Origin of the sequence: Solilutibacter silvestris (genome assembly GCF_002895945.1) — a bacterium.
Taxonomy (GTDB): Bacteria; Pseudomonadota; Gammaproteobacteria; order Xanthomonadales; family Xanthomonadaceae; genus Solilutibacter; species Solilutibacter silvestris.
Map to the genome: position 1 here is coordinate 381,556 of NZ_NPZB01000002.1, position 15,221 is coordinate 396,776.

A 15,221-nucleotide genomic window follows, 5' to 3' on the forward strand; every position below is an offset into this window, starting at 1 on the left:
AAAAGAAGCCGGCTCGCAGGCCGGCTTCTTCAAGTCATTGCGGTGGCGATCAGGCTGCCTTGTCCTGCACCTGTACCTCGCGCGGACCTTCAAGCAGCGAGCGCTTGACCATCGCGACGATGAGGTCGAGCTCGTCTTCCTGCATCGCGAAACGCGGAGTGAAGCGCAGCGAATTGGCGCCCCCGTGGATCACGCCGATGCCGCGTTCGCGCAGCCATTCTTCGGTCGAACCGACGCCATAACCCTTGAAGCCCGCCGCGAGTTCGCAGGAGAACAGCAAGCCGGTGCCCTGGACCTTGGTGATCAAGCCGGTCTCGCTCTTCAGCGCTTCGAGCTTGGCCAGCGCCTGCTTGCCGCGCTCACGGATATTGTTGCGCAGCTGCGGCGTCAGGCTGCGCAGCACCGTGCAGGCGACATCGAGCGCGCGCGGATTCGCGGTCATGGTGTTGCCGTAGAGGCCGCGCTTGTAGGCTTGCGTCGCGCGTTCGCCGGCGGCGAGCACCGACAGCGGGAACTGGCCGGCGTTGAGTGCCTTGGAATAGGTTTCCATGTCGGGCGCATCGGCGTTCTCGAAGCCGGGGTAATCGACGATCGAGAGATAACCGGTCGCACGCAGGCCGGCCTGGATCGAATCGATCAGCATCATGCTGCCGTGGTCGCGGGTGAGCGTGCGCACGGCGTCGTAGAAGTCGCGCGGCAATGAACGGCCGGGATCGCCTTCGCCCATCACCGGTTCCAGATAGACCGCTTCGATGAACCAGCCGTTGCGTTCGGCGTCGGCGAAGGCCTGGCGCAGAGCAGTGACGTCGTAGGGTTCGATGGTGATGACGCTGTGTTCGCCGCGATAGCTGGCGAGGTATTGCACATAGGTCTTGCGTGACGAATCGGAATACAGCGCCGGCTTGTCGGTGCGGCCGTGGAAGCTGCCCTTGACGACGACTCGATGGATTTCCTTGCCGGCGTGGCGCGCGCCCGGATCGGTCATGGTCTTGGCGTTGGCATCGACGATCCGCGAGGCCAGCGACACCGATTCCGAACCGGAGTTGAGACACATGAAACTCACGTACGGACAGCCATCGCGGGTCTGCCCGATTTCCTTGCGCATGGCGTTGTCGAAGCGCAGTTGCGCGACATTCGGCGTCATGATGTTGGCGAGCACCTGCGGCTTGGCCATCGCGTCGAGCACGTCCTGCGGCACGTGGCCGAGACCGAGCATGCCGTAGCCGCCGCTGTCGTTCAGTACTGCGCCCTTGAGGGTGACCACCCACGGACCGCGCGCAACGAGTGCCACGTATGGATTCACCGCATCGGCGGCGTAGAAGTTGAGAAAGCCACCCTGCACGCGCGCGATCTGCGCGTTCTCGTCGAGGTCGAGCAGGTCCGGGAAGTCGGCCTTGACCGCGGCATAGGCGTCGCTGGCGGCGGTGATCGCTTCGCGCAATTCCGGATGACGGCCGGCGAAATCGAGGATGGTGGCGTCGTCGAGGCCGATGGTGCGCTGGCCGCCGTGGGCGCGGAGCGGGGCAAGGATGTCGATCAGATTCATGGTCGTGGTCTCCCGTCTGGAGCCCGCATCCATGGCGGGATGCGCGGCAATCTTCCATTATCGCGGGAATCGCGCCAATCGACAGGTGCGGATCGACCAAATGACGCTGCAATCTGGTCGAAACGACGATATCATCCATCGATATGAAGATTTCTGCTGCCGACGAGCTGTTGTTGTCCATCCTCCGCGAGAACGCGCGCGCCTCCACGGCCGAGATCGCCCGGCGCCTCGGCCTGTCGCGAACGACGGTGCAGAACCGCATCGCGCGGCTGGAGCAGCAGGGCGTGATTGCCGGTTACACGGTGCGGGTGGACGACGAATACGAGCGTAGCCGCATCCGTGCGCACATCCTCATCACCGTGCAACCGAAGCAGATGGCGGCGGTGGTGAAGGCGTTGCAGGCGGTGCGCGAGGTGCGCGTGCTGTATTCGATCAGCGGCGGTTACGACCTGATCGCACAGGCGGTGGCAGCGACGGTGGGCGAGATGGATGTGCTGACCGATCGCATCGGCGCGATCGACGGCGTGGAGCGCACGAATTCGTCGATCATTCTTTCCACGAAGTTCGAGCGGTGAGTCATGGCGTGCGCTGGCTGGCGTGCTGTCTGAGAGATCAGCTTTCTCGCGCCCGGCGTGCGCCCGCTTGGGTGTCCCTATGTCCGACACGCCGTGAATACGTCCATGTAGGCTCAGCCGCCGCATCCATGCGGTGGAATGGTCGGCCATAGGGACACACCGCGCAGGCGCTGCCGGGCGGGGAGCGTTTCTTCGCTTGCGAGGAAGCCACAACACGCGCGCGGCTAGTGGGCGGTCTGCCCGATGCGCGGGCATACGAGGCATGGGTGAGGAAGCGCCGCTTACGCGGCATGCCGCGTGGCGATTCCGAACGCCGCGAGCGTAAGCGAGTGGCCGGACCCGGATAGCGGGCCGAGTCGAGCCTCCATGGATGGATTCACGGCGTCCCGCGCATTGGGTGGGCCGACCACGCCAGCCAGCGCGTGCGAGGAGTTCCGGCCGCACACGGCCAGCACCCGCCACCACTCACAGCTAAAATGCCCATCCGCGCTACCGCTGCAGCATCAATCTTGAAGACCTCCGATTTCCGCTTTGATCTGCCGCCCGAGCTGATCGCCCAGCAACCGTTGCCCGAACGCTCCGCCAGCCGCCTGCTGGTGGTGCCGCCGGGCGATGCCGCATTCGAAGATCGCGGCATCCGCGACCTGCCCGGATTGCTGCGTGCCGGCGACTTGCTGGTCTTCAACGACACCCGCGTGATCCCGGCGCGACTGTTCGGCCAGAAAGCGACCGGCGGCCGCGTCGAAATCCTGATCGAACGCCTGCTCGGCGATGGCGTGGCGAAAGCGCAGATCGGCGCAAGCAAGACACCGAAGCCAGGATCGAGTATCGAACTGGATGGTGGCGGCAGCGCGGAAGTGATTGATCGCGACGATCGTGGCTTTTTCACCTTGCGTTTCCATGTCGATGGTGAATTTATCGATTGGCTGCAGCGCGTCGGGCAGTTGCCGTTGCCGCCCTACATCGAACACACGCCCGATGCCGTCGATGCCGAGCGTTACCAGACGGTATTCGCCGAACGCGCGGGTGCGGTCGCGGCACCGACGGCGGGACTGCATTTCGACGATGCCCTGCTGCAGTCATTGCGCGACCGTGGCATCGATGACGCGCGCATCACCTTGCATGTCGGCGCGGGCACGTTCCAGCCGGTGCGCGTCGAGAATCTCGACGAGCATCGCATGCATTCGGAATGGATCGACGTGCCGCAGAAGCTGGTCGACAAGGTCCGTGCCACCCGTGCGGCGGGCGGTCGCGTGATCGCGGTCGGTACCACCGTGCTGCGCGCGCTGGAATCGGCGATGACGCCTGATGGCCTGCAAGCATTCTCCGGCGAGACCAGCATCTTCATTTACCCGGGAATCGAAGTGCGCAGCGTCGATGGCCTCGTCACCAATTTCCACTTGCCGGAAAGCACCTTGCTGATGCTGGTCAGCGCTTTCGCCGGACGCGAGCGCATCCTCGCCGCCTACGAACATGCCGTGCGCGAGCGCTATCGCTTCTTCAGCTATGGCGACGCGATGCTGTTGTGGCCGCAGGATGGCGTCAGTCGGAAATGAGCTCGAGCAGGGCACCGCTGCGCTCGCGGCTCAGCCACGCGCGCCAGGTGTCGGCGGCGACAGCCGGATAACGGGTGGTCGCGAAGCGTACCCAGGCCTCGCGGTAGTTCAGCCACAGGCGTTGCGTCGCACGTACGCCGTTCGCAGACACCGTGCCGTACTGGCTGCCATCGGAGCTGGATGAAGCGACGCCCAATCGCGCCAGCACTTTCTTGTAGGTGGCGTTCAAGCTGCGATCGGCAGCGGCGAAATCCTGCGCCCGAGTCGCTGGCCGCTTGCCGTGCTCGAAACCTTCGATGTCCGTGAACAATGTCTTGTCGAGGTTTTCGTAGGCGGTCTCGGCCATAGCGCCGCGCGCGGTGCCGCTCATGTCGGTTTCCGCGGTGGAGACGCTGTCGAAATACGCCTTCGCCGACTTGCGGAGTTCCGCGAGTGCATTGCGCTGCGATGGCGACCACGTCGACTGCAGTGACGTCCAGCGGGTTTCGCGTTGCGCCCGTGCGGAATCGCCTTCCCGGCCCGTGCAGAAGCCCATCATCATGCCGCTGGTGACGTCGTCGCAGATATCCATCGGTTTGCCATCCTTGCCGCTGGCGATCGCGTCGAGATGTTGCAGGCGACCTTCCACTTCCGCAGGTGCGCCGCCGTATTCGCAGGCAAAACGCTTGGCGAGGGGAATATTGCGCGCCACGCCTTCGCCATTGGCGTACAGCATCATCAGCAGGCCGCTACCGCCGAAAACAGCGCCTTGTTCCTGGATCGCGGTGCCGCTGCCACGTTCGCGATAGGCGCAATGGCGGGCCGCATTGCCATCGCGCCCGGCGCCCTTGCCATCCTTGCCGTAGTAAAGCGCCTGCGCGTCGCATTGTTGCGGGGCGGTGCCGATGTCCTGCGCCGGAACGGGAACCTTGGTCCATTTCGCGCATTCGACCTGGTAAGGCCATTGCGGGTCTTCGGGCGTTGCCGCCAGTGCCGGCATCGACAACAGGGCCGTGGTCAGCGCGATGGCGGGAATCACTCGATAGCGCATGCAGTGCAACTCCTGTCCTGACGAGACGACTGGCGACGATGCCATCCTCCATAATAGACAGGATGTCCCGCATGAATTTCGAACTCCTCGCCATCGATGGCGCCGCCCGCCGCGGCCGCCTGACCTTCCCGCGCGGCACGGTGGAAACGCCGGCCTTCATGCCGGTCGGCACCTATGGTTCCGTCAAGGGCGTGTTGCCGCAGCAGGTGCGCGACCTCGGCGCGGAAATCATCCTCGGTAACACTTTTCATCTTTACTTGCGTCCCGGTCTCGAGGTCATCGCCGCGCATGGCGGCCTGCATGGCTTCACCCGTTGGAGTGGCCCGATACTCACCGATTCCGGCGGTTTCCAGGTGTTCTCGCTGGCGCATCGCCGCAAGATCACCGAGGAAGGCGTGACCTTTGCCGCGCCCACCGATGGTAGCAAGGTGTTCCTTGGCCCCGAGGAGTCGATGCACATCCAGAAGGTGCTGGATTCCGACATCGTGATGATCTTCGACGAATGTCCGCCGGTGCATGTCGACGGCAAGCCGGTCGATCAGCGGGTGGTGGAACGTTCGATGGAACTGTCGCTGCGCTGGGCCGAACGCAGCAAGCGCGCCCACGAAGGCAATGATGCCGCGCTGTTCGGCATCGTCCAGGGCGGCGTGCATCGCGACCTGCGCACGCGTTCCGCGGAAGGCTTGAAGAAGATCGGCTTCGACGGTTATGCGGTGGGTGGATTGGCGGTCGGTGAAACCGAGGCCGAACGCAACGCCATGCTCGAACACACCGTGCCGCAGTTGCCGGCCGATCGCCCGCGCTACCTGATGGGCGTCGGGCGTCCCGAGGACCTGGTCGAAGGGGTGGCGCGCGGCATCGACATGTTCGATTGCGTGATGCCGACCCGCAACGCCCGCAATGGCCATTTCTTCACCGCGACCGGCACCATCCGTATCCGCAACGCGAAATACGAAAGCGACCTGCGCCCGATCGAGGAGGGCTGCGATTGCGAAGCCTGTGCCGGCGGTTACAGTCGCAGCTACCTGCGCCACCTCGACCGCTGCAACGAGATGCTGGCGCCGATGCTGGGGACGCTGCACAACCTGCGCTACTACCAGCGCCTGATGGCGCAGATGCGCGAGGCGATCGCCGCCGGCCGCTTCGAGGAATTCCGCCAGGCCTTCTACGCCGCCAGGGCCGGAAATCCCGCCGCCGAGGCTTGAAAGCCGGGATTCGGGCCCGCATGGCATAATCTCCCGTTACGTTTTCGCGAGACCACCAATGTCCCCGATCGACTTCCTGATTGCACCTGCCGCCGCGCAGACTGCCCAGACCGCGCAACCGCCGGGTAGCGGCCTGTCGCTGATCGTCATGGTGCCGGTGTTCATCCTGCTGATGTATTTCATGGTGATCCGCCCGCAATCCAAGCGTTCCAAGGATCACAAGGCGCTGATGGACAAACTGTCCAAGGGTGACGAAGTGCTGACCAACAGTGGCATTGCCGGCGTCGTCACCGAGATCGGCGAGAACTTCGTCTCGGTCGAAGTGGCCGACAACGTGCGCATGCGCATCCAGCGTGGCGCCATCGCCAATGTGTTGCCGAAAGGCACGCTGAAAAACGCGTGATTGCGGATTTTCACTAACCAATTGACCTTCGATGCGCCCGCGAATGCGGGCGCAGGTGCCGCCCAATGCTTGAGTTCGCCCGCTGGAAATACTTCGTCATCGTCTTCGTGCTGGTTTTCTGCACGATCTACGCGATGCCCAACCTCTATCCGCAGGATCCGTCGGTGCAGGTCTCTGCCGCCAGTGGAGCGGCGGTCGACGCCACGCTGAAAGGCAAGGTGGACGCCGCGCTGGCCGCCGCGCACATTTCGCCGAAGGCGGAAGAAACCGACGCCAAGGGCAAGCTGTTGCTGCGCATGCGCAGTGCCGACGAACAGACCAAGGCCAACGATGCCGTCAAGCCGGTGCTGGGCGAGGGCGAAACCACTGCGCTCAACCTGCTGCCGACGGTGCCGAAGTGGCTGAGCTCGCTCGGCGCCAAGCCGATGTCGCTCGGCCTCGACTTGCAGGGCGGCGTGCACTTCCTGATGCAGGTGGACGAGAAGGCCGCGCTCGAGAAGAAACTCGAAGGCGCCGCCGATAGCGTACGTGCGTTGTTGCGCGACAAGTCGGTGACGTTCGGATCGGTCGATCGCATGCCCGACGAAACCGTGGTCGCCACGCTGTCGACGCCGGCCGATGCCCTCAACGCCCAGAAGGTGATCGATGCGGGCTTGCGCGCCAATGCGGCGGGTGGCCCCAATCCGTACAGCACCGAAGTGCGCAACAACCAGGTGGTGGTGCGCCTCAGTGCGCTGGACTCCGCCAAGGTGGCGACCGACGCCATCGACCAGAACCGCGCGGTGATCGCCGACCGTATCAGCGGTCTTGGCGTGGCCGAACCGGTGCTGCAGCGCCAGGGCAACGATCGCCTGGTGGTGGAACTGCCGGGCCTGCAGGACACCGCAGAAGCCAAGCGCCAGATCGGCGCGACCGCGACGTTGGAATTCCGTGCAGTGACCGGCGATGAACTGACGGCCGCCGAAGCGCAACGCAGTGGCAACATCCCGCCGGACTCCAAGCTCTACCACTTCGAGGACGGTCGTCCGATCCTGCTGTCCAAGCGCGTGCTGGTGAGCGGCGACGAGCTGCTGAACGCCCAGGCGATTCCCGACCAGAAGACCGGCCTGCCGTCGGTCTCGGTGACGCTGAATGCCGCCGCCGGCAAGCGCATGTTCGACCACACCGTCAACAACGTGCACAAGCGCCTGGCGACGGTTTACATCGACCGCATCCCGACCGTCACCAAGGACGCCAACGGCAACGAAGTGCGCGGCGCCGCGCGCGTGCAGGAACGCGTGATCGCCGCGCCCGACATCAACGAACCGTTCGGCGCGAACTTCCTCACCACCGGCCTCAGCCAGCAGCAGGCGACCGACCTGGTCCGCCAGTTGAAGTCGGGTGCGCTGGCGGCACCGATGGACTTCGTCGAGGAATACGTGATCGGCCCCAGTCTCGGTGCGGAAAACGTCCAGCGCGGCATCAAGGCCGTGGTGTTCTCGTTCCTGTTCACCCTCGGTTTCTTCGCCATTTACTACCGCATGTTCGGCCTCATCACCTCGGTGGCGCTGCTGTTCAACCTGCTGATCGTGGTGGCGGTGATGTCGCTGTTCGGCGCGACCATGACCTTGCCCGGTTTCGCCGGCCTGGCGTTGTCGGTTGGCCTGTCGGTCGACGCCAATGTGTTGATCAACGAACGTATCCGCGAAGAACTGCGGCATGGCATGCCAGCCAAGGCGGCGATCGCTGCGGGTTACGAAAAGGCCAGCCACACCATCTTCGACGCCAACCTCACCGGATTGATCGTCGGCGTGGCGTTGTACGCCTTTGGTAGCGGCCCGCTGAAGGGCTTCGCCTTGACGATGATCATCGGCATCTTCGCTTCGATGTTCACCGCGATCACGGTGTCGCGCGCTCTGGCCACGCTGATCTACGGCCGTCGCAAGCACCTCAAGTCGATCGCCATCTGACCGGCCACGGATCATATTCAATGAAACTCTTTCCGCTCCATCTTCTTCCGAACGACACCAAGATCGACTTCATGCGGCCGAGCCGCCCGATCCTGGCACTGATGCTGTTGCTGCTGATCGGTGCGGTCGCCATCATCGGCCTGAAGGGCTTCAACTACGCGCTGGAGTTCACCGGCGGCACGGTGGTGCGCGCGCATTTCGACAAGCCCGTTGATACCAACCACGTCCGCGGTCAACTCGCCAGCGCCGGCTTCACCGATCCGCTGGTGCAGAACGCGGGTAGCGGCAATGACGTGATCATCCGCCTGCAGCCGCGTGGCGAACACAACAATGCCGACGACGCTGCGAAAAAGGTCTCCGAGCAGGTGCGCCAGGCGGTTACCACCGATGCCAATCCGGTGACGGTGCAGCCGGGTGAATTCGTCGGTCCGCAGGTCGGCAAGGATCTCGCCAAGAACGGTCTCTACGCGACCCTGTTCATGCTGTTCGGGTTCCTCATCTACATCGCCTTCCGCTTCGAATGGAAGTTCGCGGTGGTTGCCAGCCTGACCGCGTTCTTCGACTTGATCCTGACCATCGCCTACATGTCGCTGGTCGGTCGCGAATTCGACCTGACCGTGCTCGCCGGCCTGCTGTCGGTGATGGGCTTCGCGATCAACGACATCATCGTGGTGTTCGACCGCGTGCGCGAAAATTTCCGCACCCTGCGCGTCGACTCCAACGAGGTGTTGAACCGCTCGATCAACCAGACGCTGTCGCGCACGGTGATCACCGCGGTGATGTTCTTCCTGTCGGCGCTGGCGCTGTACATCTATGGCGGTCGTTCGATGGAAGGGCTGGCCGAAACACACATGGTTGGGGCAGTGATCGTGGTAGTGTCGTCAGTGCTGGTCGCAGTGCCGATGCTCAGCATCGGCATGTTCAAGGTCAGCCGTCAGGATCTCCTACCCAAGGCCAGGGATGACGCGGCACTCGCCCGCAGGCCGTAACCGGAGCACTACGATGCGCAAACTCCTCCCCCGTAATCTCACCCGCAACACCGCGTCCGGCTGCATCATGGCGCGCATCCGTCGCGATGGCGTGTTGCATTCCCGCAACTTCTCGCTGGTCGAATTCGGCACCTGGGCCAAGGCACAAGCCGCCGCCAGCGAATGGCTGGACGAAGTGAAGGCGACGCTGCCCGAAGCGGCCAGCACGCGCGATCTGATGACCGCACGCAACGCTTCGGGCGTGGTCGGCGTGATGCTGAAGACGCTCGAACGCGGCGGCGACACCAGTTATTCCTGGCATGCGTTCTGGCCGGGCCACACCAGCGGCACGCGCTGGGGCATCGACAAGTACGGCGACAATGGTGCCTTCGTGCGCGCCTGCCTGTCGCGCAAGCTGGAAACGGCCGATCGCGACGAGGTCGAAAACGCGTTCGCAGCCGTCAAGGGCACCGCGCAGTACCGCAGCTTGCTGCGCAACAAGCAGCTCGAAGTGAATTGATGGTGCCGGGCGGCGTCATGCGGCCCATGTGGCTCTTCAGCGACGGAAGCTGGCGGCGTAGCCGGAGCTCACCACGGCCTTCTGCAACACATCGCTGAGCTTGAGGTTGCCGGCGATCACCAGTCGCGGATCGATGCCGCGCGAGTCCACCGGGCCGGTCTGGCCACCATCGGCGGCGATCACGCGACCACCGGCTTCACGCACCAGCAGCATGCCGGCGGCGATGTCCCACGGCTTCACGCCGGCTTCGAAGTAGCCATCGACGCGGCCACAGGCGACGTAGGCGAGATCGAGCGCGGCCGATCCGGCGCGGCGGATGTCTTCGGCGCCATGCTCGGTCAGCAGCAGTTCCGTGCAGCGCAGTTGCGGGCCGATGCGTTCGCGTTCGCGCGGGGCGAAACCGGTGGCGATCACCGCGCCATCCAGCTCGCGACGCTCGGAGACGCGAATACGCGAGCCATTCAACAGCGCGCCGCTGCCCTTGCTCGCGGTGAACAGTTCATTGCGGATCGGGTCGTAGATCACGCCGTGGGTCGGTTCGCCGTGCTCCACCAGCGCGATCGAGACGCAGTAGTGGGGCAAGCCGCGAATGTAGTTGCTGGTGCCGTCGAGCGGATCGATGACCCACGTCAAGCGGGTGTTGCCCTTCTGGCCGGATTCCTCGCCGAGCACGCCCACTTCCGGCATGGCGCGACGCAATTCGCGGATGGCTGCGTCCTCGGCATCGCGATCGACGTCGCTGGCGTAGTCCAGGCGTGCCTTCTCGACCACGTTGATCGATTCCAGCCGATTGATGTTGCGCAACAGGATGTTGCCAGCGGCACGTGCCGCCTTGACCATGATGGTGACCGCGGGTTTTTGCATCGCGGGAGTGCCTCGGCTGGAATGGGAAAGAACGGGCCGGCGCATGTGGCCGGGGGCGCAGTTTAACATTCACCCATGAGAAACGCCGCAGGAATCGCCGAAGAACCCGCAGGACGCGCCAGCGACCGCATTCGCATCGTGCTGGTCGGCACCCAGCATCCCGGCAATCTGGGTTCCGCCGCGCGCGCGATGCGGACGATGGGCCTGACCCGGATGGTGCTGGTGGCACCGGAGAAAGCGCTGGATCACGACACCGTGGCGATGGCTGCCGGGGCCGAGGGATTGGTGCTCGATGCGCCGGTCCACGCCACCCTGGCCGACGCCGTGGCCGATTGCGCCCTGGTATTGGGTTGCACTGCACGCAGCCGCAGGATCGCGCTGGAGGAGCTGCCGCCGCGCGTCGCAGCCTCCCGCGCCTTGGCAGGTGCCAGGGCGGGCGGTGAGGTGGCGCTGGTGTTCGGACGCGAACGCACCGGGCTGACCAACGAGGAACTGCAGCTGTGCCACGCCGCGGTGCACATTCCTTCCGATCCGGAATTCAGCTCGCTCAACCTGGCGGCGGCGGTGCAGGTGTTGAGCTACGCCGTGCGCGAAGCGTTGCTGGAAGACGATCAGGTCGCGGTGGACGTGCAGGATGAGGCCGGCGGCGATCCGCGCGATCTGCCCGCCGCGCATGCCGAACTGGAAGGATTCTTCGCCCAGTTGGATGAAACGCTGGAAGCGATCGACTTCCACAAGGGCCGTGCGCCGGAATCGGCAATGCGAAAATTGCGGCGGATCTTCCTGCGCGTCGACCTCAGCACGCGCGATGTGCGCCTGTTGCGCGGCGTGCTCGCGGATGCGCAACGGATGGCGCGCATCGCATCGGGAAAGTGACGATCAGGCGATGCGGGCGTTCCACCATCCCTGCAACGATTCCAGCCACGTGCCGATATTGGCGAGAAGATGGCCGGAGAGCAGGCCGATGATCGTCGCCACCACGATCGCCACGATCCACGCGATGATCAGCAACACGCCATCTTGTTCCAGCAACGCCAGCGCGAACATCAGCAGGATGCCGCCAAAGACGTAGTTGGTGGCGGGGATCGGCAACGCCAGCAGCGCACCGGTGATCACCAACAGGATGCCACTGAGCGCCATCGTCAATGGATGATCGAACAGCAGCGCGATGCGCGGCTTGATCAGATGTTCGAGCCGCCCCAGCCATGGCGACATCCGTGCGGCGAAACGCGCGAACGCCTCGCGACGCGGGCCCCAGTTGGCGATGCGATTCGGCAGCCACACGTCCTTGCGGCCAAACAGCAATTGCGCGCCGAGGAACATCACCAGTGGGCCGCTGATGGCGCCGCCGACCGGGATCGGGATGAAGGCGGGCAGGGTGGCGATCAGCAGCAGCATGCCGAAGCCGCGTTCGTCGAAATCGTCGAGGATGCCGCGCAGGGTCAGGGTGTCGCCGGAGTCGCCATCCGCCAGCGCCTGCAACAAGGCGCGGGTGCTGCGATCTTCGTGTCGCGGATCATTCACCGCGCGATTCCGCCGGCTCCACGACGCGTTGCACCAGCAGCTTGTCGATGCGCGGGCCATCGAGATCCATCACTTCGAAACGCCAGCCGTTCCAGTCGAAATATTCGCCGACGTGGGGGATGCGCCCGAAGTGCGCGATCAACATGCCGGCGGCGGTGTGGTAATCGAGATCGTCTTCGTGCGGCAGGCGCGCGCTTGCGGTGAGTTCGCGCAGTTCGTCCACCGGCAGGCTGCCATCGACCAGCAACGATCCATCCTCGCGCGTCACCACCAGCGGTTCGTCGTCGGCGTGTTCGGCCGATTGCAGACGTCCGGTGATCGCGCCCATCACGTCGCTGATGGTGACCAACCCGGTGACATCGCCGTATTCGTCCACCACCAAGGCCAACGATTGCTGTTCCTCGCGGAAGATCTCCAGCAGTTTCATCGCATGGGTGGATTCGCTGACGAACAATGTTTCACGCAACTTGGAGAACAGCGACGGCGTGGCATCGCCGATGTTGTCGAGCAGCGATTTCACTTCCAGCGTGCCGACCACATCGGCGTCGTTGCCGCGATAGACTGGATAACGCGAGAACGCTTCCTCGCGCATCAATGCGATGTTGTCACGGGTGCTGGCTTCGGTATCCAGCCAGACGATGCGCGTGCGTGGCGTCATCAGGCTCTCGGCGCTGCGATCGCCGAGGCGCATCACCCGCGTCATCATGTTGCGTTCGTCGTCGTCGATCACGCCCTGTTCGTGGCCTTCGCTCACCAGGATCTGGATTTCCTCTTCGGTGATGGACTGTTCGTCGACATTGGCCAGTCCCAGCAGGCGAATGATGCCGCGGGTGCACACCGACAGAAGCCACACCAGCGGCATGGCGATGCGCGCGAAGATCACCATCGGCCACGCCACCACTGAAGCGATGCGTTCCGGCGCGATGGTGGCGACGCGTTTCGGCACAAGTTCGCCCAGCAGGCCGAACACGAACAGCGTGGTGATGAAGCCGAGCACAAAACCAATTCTGCCGGCGTAAGGCGCCAAAAGCGGGATGTCATGGAAGGGCACCGCGATTTGTGCGCCCATGGTCTCGCCGCCGAAGTAGCCGACCATCAGGCTCAGCAGGGAGATCCACAGCTGCACGGCGGAGAGGAAGGAATCAGGCGCCTCGGCCAGTTCCAGCGCCTTGGCCGCGCCGGTGTGGTGCACGGCCAGCGCTTTCAGGCGGCTCTTGCGCGATGTCACCACCGCGATTTCGGACATCGCGAAGAAGGCGTTGAACAGGATCAGCACCGCGACGATGAGCAGATTCAGCATCGCGGCAGGCCCTGCGTCGAGCGGGGAATGCGCGCGCTGCGCGTCGGAGGTTCGGCAGGAGTCGCGATAGTCATCTCGTCGGCATCTTAGCAGGGCGTCCGTGGCGCGCCCGTGGCACCGCGGGCACCGGTATCCTGTGGCGATGGACGATGCCCGCGCCGCCATCCTTGCCGCGATTCGCGTGATTCCGCGCGGACAGGTGCGCGGCTATGGCGAAGTGGCGCGCCTTGCCGGTTTGCCCGGGCGTGCGCGACTGGTGGCGCGAATCCTGTCGGAGAACGATGACGCCGCGTTGCCGTGGCATCGCGTGTTGCGCAGCGACGGGCGCATCGCGTTTCCCGCGCGATCGAAGGGCTATGTCGAACAGAGTCGCCGGCTCAAGGCCGAAGGCGTGACAGTGGAATCCGGTCGCGTCCGTGGTGCGCGTGCGGTTCGCAGCGAGGACGAGGCGTTGTGGGGGCCGAAATGAAACCTTATTCGTCCCGCCGGAACCACGCCGCGACACTGTAACGATCAAGCCGCGCCGGCAGCACTTCGTGTTCGAGCTCGCTGAGGAAACACACCGATGTGCCGAGCGTCGGCAGCACATCACCGGATGCTCCATCCTCGAAATGGATGCGCAGTTGTCCGCCATCATCAACGCGCCAATCCGGATTGAGATAGCCGACCCACGACAGCAGTCGCGATCCGCTGTCGCGAAAGCGGTCGCGATGCCGTGCATAGGACGCGCCGGCCGGATAGTGCGCGTAATGCGCCTCCACCGAGCGGATCGGCAAGCGCAGCGATTCGCGCAACCCTTCCGCCAGTCTTTCGAGGCGATGCAACAGCTGTCGCCCGGCGATGCAGGCGGGATCATCCAGCCACAGTGCGCTGTCGCCACGCAGCTGCAGGTTTTCCTGTTGCGATGATCCGCGACCGACGCGCGCGGCCTGCATCGCCCCGCGTTGTTGCAGCAGCCGTGATTCTGCGGCGAGATCGTCCGCGAGGTCGGCGAACAGGCCGTCGATGATGCAGGCACCACTGCCGCACAGGGCATCGGCGATGGCGACCGAATCGGGACCGGAACGGGCGATGGCGGTCTGCATGTTGACGTTGTTTTCGGCGACCCCCGTATCATATCCATGCGTAGCCACGGAGCCCCCATGTTCAACAACCTGCCGCCTGCCACCAAGACCATCGCCATCGCCAATGTGGTGATCTTCCTGGCGCAATGGCTGCTCCACGATGCCGGCTTCGCGCCTTTCGCGCTGTGGCCGCTGGGCGAGGGATTCATACCCTGGCAATTGCTGACCTACGGCTTCCTTCATGGCGGCTGGATGCACCTGTTCTTCAACATGCTGGCGCTGGTGATGTTCGGCGCGCCGCTGGAATACACCTGGCGCACCCGCCGCTTCACCTTCTTCTATCTCGCCTGCGTGATCGGGGCTGGCCTGTGCCAGCTCGCGGTCGGTGCCTGGATGACACACGAAGGCACGCCGGCCTACCCGACGGTGGGTGCCTCGGGCGGCGTGCTCGGCCTGATCCTGGCCTACGGCATGCTGTTCCCGAACCAGAAGTTGATGATCTTCCCGATCCCGTTCTTCATCCCGGCGCGGGTCGGCGTGTTCCTGATCGGCGCGCTGTCGCTGTTCTCGGGCATGACCGGATTCATGCCCGGCGTCGCGCATTTCGCCCATCTCGGCGGCATGCTCACCGGCTGGCTGATCCTGCGTTACTGGCGCGGGCAGCCCCCCTTCGGTCGCGGCGACCGCAAGCCGCCGCAACTGCGCAGGGTGATGTAG

General features: G+C 64.5%; 16 protein-coding genes. 10 read left to right on the forward strand and 6 right to left on the reverse strand.

Annotated features, from left to right (window positions below; translation table 11 throughout):
• Nucleotides 1-49 precede the first annotated feature (49 nt).
• Nucleotides 50-1,546 carry an aminotransferase class III-fold pyridoxal phosphate-dependent enzyme gene (locus Lysil_RS09395; protein ID WP_103075342.1) on the reverse strand — a complete coding sequence of 499 codons (1,497 nt, stop codon included), beginning with the start codon at nt 1,544-1,546 and terminating at the stop codon, nt 50-52.
• Between the two features lie 143 nt (nt 1,547-1,689).
• Between Lysil_RS09395 and Lysil_RS09400 the strand changes: the two genes are divergently transcribed.
• A complete protein-coding gene (locus Lysil_RS09400) occupies nt 1,690-2,121 on the forward strand; it encodes an Lrp/AsnC family transcriptional regulator (protein ID WP_103075343.1) in 432 nt (143 codons plus the stop codon).
• Nucleotides 2,122-2,630: 509 nt separating this feature from the next.
• On the forward strand, nt 2,631-3,677 hold the full coding sequence (gene queA, locus Lysil_RS09405; protein WP_103075344.1) for a tRNA preQ1(34) S-adenosylmethionine ribosyltransferase-isomerase QueA: 1,047 nt from the start codon (nt 2,631-2,633) through the stop codon (nt 3,675-3,677).
• Here the strand turns inward: queA and Lysil_RS09410 are convergent.
• Nucleotides 3,664-4,707, reverse strand: coding sequence for a lysozyme inhibitor LprI family protein (locus Lysil_RS09410; RefSeq protein ID WP_165782455.1), 1,044 nt, complete (start codon nt 4,705-4,707; stop codon nt 3,664-3,666). The genes queA and Lysil_RS09410 overlap by 14 nt on opposite strands.
• A 62-nt stretch (nt 4,708-4,769) precedes the next feature.
• Here Lysil_RS09410 and tgt point away from each other — a divergent pair, with 62 nt between their 5' ends.
• The 5 genes from tgt (at nt 4,770) to Lysil_RS09435 (ending at nt 9,752) form a co-directional block, all read left to right on the forward strand.
• Nucleotides 4,770-5,912: a tRNA guanosine(34) transglycosylase Tgt gene (gene tgt / locus Lysil_RS09415; protein WP_103075346.1), complete on the forward strand. Its 1,143-nt coding sequence runs from the start codon at nt 4,770-4,772 to the stop codon at nt 5,910-5,912.
• Between the two features lie 58 nt (nt 5,913-5,970).
• Entirely contained in the window at nt 5,971-6,315 is a 345-nt protein-coding gene (gene yajC, locus Lysil_RS09420; RefSeq protein ID WP_103075347.1) for a preprotein translocase subunit YajC, read from the forward strand.
• A 65-nt stretch (nt 6,316-6,380) separates the two neighbouring features.
• Nucleotides 6,381-8,264 carry a protein translocase subunit SecD gene (gene secD / locus Lysil_RS09425; protein ID WP_103075348.1) on the forward strand — a complete coding sequence of 628 codons (1,884 nt, stop codon included), beginning with the start codon at nt 6,381-6,383 and terminating at the stop codon, nt 8,262-8,264.
• 20 nt (nt 8,265-8,284) lie between these two features.
• Nucleotides 8,285-9,253: a protein translocase subunit SecF gene (secF, locus tag Lysil_RS09430; RefSeq protein WP_103075349.1), complete on the forward strand. Its 969-nt coding sequence runs from the start codon at nt 8,285-8,287 to the stop codon at nt 9,251-9,253.
• Nucleotides 9,254-9,266: 13 nt separating this feature from the next.
• The gene (locus tag Lysil_RS09435) at nt 9,267-9,752 is read left to right on the forward strand and encodes a hypothetical protein (protein ID WP_129588422.1); all 486 of its coding nucleotides are present in this window, start codon (nt 9,267-9,269) and stop codon (nt 9,750-9,752) included.
• Between the two features lie 36 nt (nt 9,753-9,788).
• On the opposite strand, the gene Lysil_RS09440 is transcribed toward Lysil_RS09435, so the two are convergent.
• Nucleotides 9,789-10,616: an inositol monophosphatase family protein gene (locus Lysil_RS09440; RefSeq protein WP_103075351.1), complete on the reverse strand. Its 828-nt coding sequence runs from the start codon at nt 10,614-10,616 to the stop codon at nt 9,789-9,791.
• A 75-nt stretch (nt 10,617-10,691) separates the two neighbouring features.
• Here Lysil_RS09440 and Lysil_RS09445 point away from each other — a divergent pair, with 75 nt between their 5' ends.
• Entirely contained in the window at nt 10,692-11,492 is an 801-nt protein-coding gene (locus tag Lysil_RS09445; protein WP_103075352.1) for an RNA methyltransferase, read from the forward strand.
• A 3-nt stretch (nt 11,493-11,495) separates the two neighbouring features.
• Here Lysil_RS09445 and Lysil_RS09450 read toward each other — a convergent pair whose 3' ends face one another.
• Both Lysil_RS09450 and Lysil_RS09455 read right to left on the reverse strand, forming a co-directional pair.
• Complete coding sequence (locus tag Lysil_RS09450) at nt 11,496-12,140, reverse strand: exopolysaccharide biosynthesis protein (RefSeq protein ID WP_165782456.1); 645 nt, start codon at nt 12,138-12,140, stop codon at nt 11,496-11,498.
• On the reverse strand, nt 12,133-13,440 hold the full coding sequence (locus Lysil_RS09455; protein ID WP_103075354.1) for a hemolysin family protein: 1,308 nt from the start codon (nt 13,438-13,440) through the stop codon (nt 12,133-12,135). The genes Lysil_RS09450 and Lysil_RS09455 overlap by 8 nt, the downstream gene beginning before the upstream one ends.
• 142 nt (nt 13,441-13,582) lie before the next feature.
• On the opposite strand from Lysil_RS09455, the gene Lysil_RS09460 reads away from it, so the two are divergent.
• Complete coding sequence (locus Lysil_RS09460) at nt 13,583-13,909, forward strand: MGMT family protein (protein ID WP_103075355.1); 327 nt, start codon at nt 13,583-13,585, stop codon at nt 13,907-13,909.
• A 4-nt stretch (nt 13,910-13,913) separates the two neighbouring features.
• Here Lysil_RS09460 and Lysil_RS09465 read toward each other — a convergent pair whose 3' ends face one another.
• Nucleotides 13,914-14,525: a 2OG-Fe(II) oxygenase gene (locus Lysil_RS09465; protein ID WP_103075356.1), complete on the reverse strand. Its 612-nt coding sequence runs from the start codon at nt 14,523-14,525 to the stop codon at nt 13,914-13,916.
• A gap of 57 nt (nt 14,526-14,582) precedes the next feature.
• On the opposite strand from Lysil_RS09465, the gene Lysil_RS09470 reads away from it, so the two are divergent.
• The gene (locus tag Lysil_RS09470) at nt 14,583-15,221 is read left to right on the forward strand and encodes a rhomboid family intramembrane serine protease (RefSeq protein WP_103075357.1); all 639 of its coding nucleotides are present in this window, start codon (nt 14,583-14,585) and stop codon (nt 15,219-15,221) included.

Coding starts and splice junctions, on each gene's coding strand:
- Lysil_RS09455 (WP_103075354.1), bottom strand. CDS start 13,440: ATGCTGAATCTGCTCATCGTCGCGGTGCTGATCCTGTTCAACGCCTTC.
- Lysil_RS09400 (WP_103075343.1), top strand. CDS start 1,690: ATGAAGATTTCTGCTGCCGACGAGCTGTTGTTGTCCATCCTCCGCGAG.
- yajC (WP_103075347.1), top strand. CDS start 5,971: ATGTCCCCGATCGACTTCCTGATTGCACCTGCCGCCGCGCAGACTGCC.
- Lysil_RS09445 (WP_103075352.1), top strand. CDS start 10,692: ATGAGAAACGCCGCAGGAATCGCCGAAGAACCCGCAGGACGCGCCAGC.
- secD (WP_103075348.1), top strand. CDS start 6,381: ATGCTTGAGTTCGCCCGCTGGAAATACTTCGTCATCGTCTTCGTGCTG.
- Lysil_RS09460 (WP_103075355.1), top strand. CDS start 13,583: ATGGACGATGCCCGCGCCGCCATCCTTGCCGCGATTCGCGTGATTCCG.
- secF (WP_103075349.1), top strand. CDS start 8,285: ATGAAACTCTTTCCGCTCCATCTTCTTCCGAACGACACCAAGATCGAC.
- Lysil_RS09435 (WP_129588422.1), top strand. CDS start 9,267: ATGCGCAAACTCCTCCCCCGTAATCTCACCCGCAACACCGCGTCCGGC.
- Lysil_RS09470 (WP_103075357.1), top strand. CDS start 14,583: ATGTTCAACAACCTGCCGCCTGCCACCAAGACCATCGCCATCGCCAAT.
- Lysil_RS09410 (WP_165782455.1), bottom strand. CDS start 4,707: ATGCGCTATCGAGTGATTCCCGCCATCGCGCTGACCACGGCCCTGTTG.
- Lysil_RS09440 (WP_103075351.1), bottom strand. CDS start 10,616: ATGCAAAAACCCGCGGTCACCATCATGGTCAAGGCGGCACGTGCCGCT.
- tgt (WP_103075346.1), top strand. CDS start 4,770: ATGTCCCGCATGAATTTCGAACTCCTCGCCATCGATGGCGCCGCCCGC.
- Lysil_RS09395 (WP_103075342.1), bottom strand. CDS start 1,546: ATGAATCTGATCGACATCCTTGCCCCGCTCCGCGCCCACGGCGGCCAG.
- Lysil_RS09465 (WP_103075356.1), bottom strand. CDS start 14,525: ATGCAGACCGCCATCGCCCGTTCCGGTCCCGATTCGGTCGCCATCGCC.